The sequence below is a fragment of the Candidatus Hepatincolaceae symbiont of Strigamia maritima genome (assembly GCF_055505085.1).
The window spans coordinates 1-1,845 of the sequence record NZ_DBKDTU010000144.1; the positions used below are offsets into that span (position 1 = coordinate 1).

The 1,845-nt window shown below is 23.9% G+C and carries 3 protein-coding genes and 1 CRISPR repeat array; all 3 genes read left to right on the forward strand.

From position 1 onward, the window contains the following. Nucleotides 1-18 precede the first annotated feature (18 nt). Nucleotides 19-383: a CRISPR direct-repeat array (repeat unit 36 nt; unit sequence ATTATAACATATTAGAAAAAAAGTTCAAACTCCAAC). Nucleotides 384-408: 25 nt separating this feature from the next. From ACQCX0_RS03745 to ACQCX0_RS03755, 3 genes are read left to right on the forward strand one after another with little or no spacing between them, the layout of a single operon-like run. Beyond that, nucleotides 409-642, forward strand: coding sequence for a ribbon-helix-helix protein, CopG family (locus ACQCX0_RS03745; protein ID WP_462562839.1), 234 nt, complete (start codon nucleotides 409-411; stop codon nucleotides 640-642). Then, the gene (locus tag ACQCX0_RS03750) at nucleotides 611-901 is read left to right on the forward strand and encodes a type II toxin-antitoxin system RelE family toxin (protein WP_462562837.1); all 291 of its coding nucleotides are present in this window, start codon (nucleotides 611-613) and stop codon (nucleotides 899-901) included. The genes ACQCX0_RS03745 and ACQCX0_RS03750 overlap by 32 nt, the downstream gene beginning before the upstream one ends. 23 nt (nucleotides 902-924) lie before the next feature. Further along, nucleotides 925-1,845: a replication protein RepA gene (locus ACQCX0_RS03755; RefSeq protein WP_462562838.1), complete on the forward strand. Its 921-nt coding sequence runs from the start codon at nucleotides 925-927 to the stop codon at nucleotides 1,843-1,845.

Here is a 1,845-nt window from a genome sequence, read left to right on the forward strand (position 1 = left end):
GGTGTTGTTAGGGTTAGTATTATAACATATTAGAAAAAAAGTTCAAACTCCAACGTCAACTATATAATAGTCAAACAATAAAATATTATAACATATTAGAAAAAAAGTTCAAACTCCAACAGCAGACCATATGGAGGAAAGAATGTTTAGATTATAACATATTAGAAAAAAAGTTCAAACTCCAACTTGATGTGTTCTACAAAAAAACTATGGAAATTATAACATATTAGAAAAAAAGTTCAAACTCCAACGTTCAAATTATCAGAAGAGGAAGAGAAATTATTATAACATATTAGAAAAAAAGTTCAAACTCCAACTATGATCCTGAAAGATAATAGATGTTTTTAATTATAACATATTAGAAAAAAAGTTCAAAGAATGAAAGAGCAAAATAATGAGAATAAAACTATTACACTAAAAGTAAGTCAAGAAATGAATAATATTTTAAATGAATTAGCCTTGTCTACACACAGAAGTAAAAGTTATTATATTAAATTAGCAATAGAAGAATTCTTAGAAGATAAAGCAGATTATATTTTAGGCATCTCAACGCTTGAGGCAAATAATGAGGAGTATTCTTTAGAAGACGTAATGAGAAAAAGGTTAAAAAATGCCAAAACAAATAATAATAACTCTGGATAAACAAGCGGATAGGGATTTAGATAAAATAGATTATTCATGGCAAGAAAAGATATTACATTATATTAATAATCTAAAAACATTAAATAATCTAGAATCTGAAGCTAAAAAACTTATTGGTTTAAATAAAGATTTATATAGATTTAGAATTAATAATTACAGAATAATTTGTAACATAAGTATAAATAAAGATATCACAAAAATAAAAGTATTACGAATTATTCATAGAAGTAAAGCCTATCAAAATATTCACAAATTATAAATTACTATAAGAGGATACTAAATATGAAAACTCTAACTATAAGTAAAAACAAAGTAAAGAAAACAGTAATAAAAAAACCTAAAACGAAAATAGAAGTCGGTACATTCCCTGTAGAATTAGTTTTTTTAACATTACCCTATAAATCGGTTAAAGAAAACTATTTTGTAAAGACATCTAAAGAAAAGAATTTAAAGCTTATTATTGATGCCCAAAGTAAAGAAGGTAAAAATTATGGGGTTCCCTTTGGAATTTACCCAAGATTAATGCTTTATTATATTTGTTCTGAAGTAAAACGTACTAATAGTCCGCGAATTAAACTAGGAGATAATTTTAAGGAAATACTAGACAACTTACGTATTTCTAGCTTTAATGAAGGAAAAACAGATGGAAGAGCTCTTAGTAATTTTAAGGATCAATTTTTAAGATTATTTAATTCATCTATACAAATTAGTGAAATTGAGGATTTTGGTTATGATAGGAAGATTACACAATTTAATGTGTATTTTGCTAAAGGAATTTCTTTTTGGGAAAAGAGTGATGAAATTAATTATGAATTAGAGTTAACAACAGATTTCTTTAATTATATTAAAGAAAGTAATTCAACAATATTTAATTATGATTTAATACCATTATTAAAAAATAGTCCTGTACTATTAGATTTATATATTTTTCTTAATTATAAAGCCTTTTCAGCTAGTAATTTTAATAAAGATATATTTGTACCTTATAAAGAGCTATACGAACAATTTGGAACTCAATCAGAATTTAAAGAATTTACAAGGCTTATTAAAGATAATTTAGAAAAGTTAATAAAAATTCATGGCGGATTAATTCTTGAAAAAAATAAGCTTGGTATAATAATTAAATCATCAAGTAAACCAAGTATAGAAAAGAAACAAGGAGATTTATTTCAATTAATAGATAATACAAATAATATAGATTAA

Coding starts and splice junctions, on each gene's coding strand:
- ACQCX0_RS03750 (WP_462562837.1), top strand. CDS start 611: ATGCCAAAACAAATAATAATAACTCTGGATAAACAAGCGGATAGGGAT.
- ACQCX0_RS03755 (WP_462562838.1), top strand. CDS start 925: ATGAAAACTCTAACTATAAGTAAAAACAAAGTAAAGAAAACAGTAATA.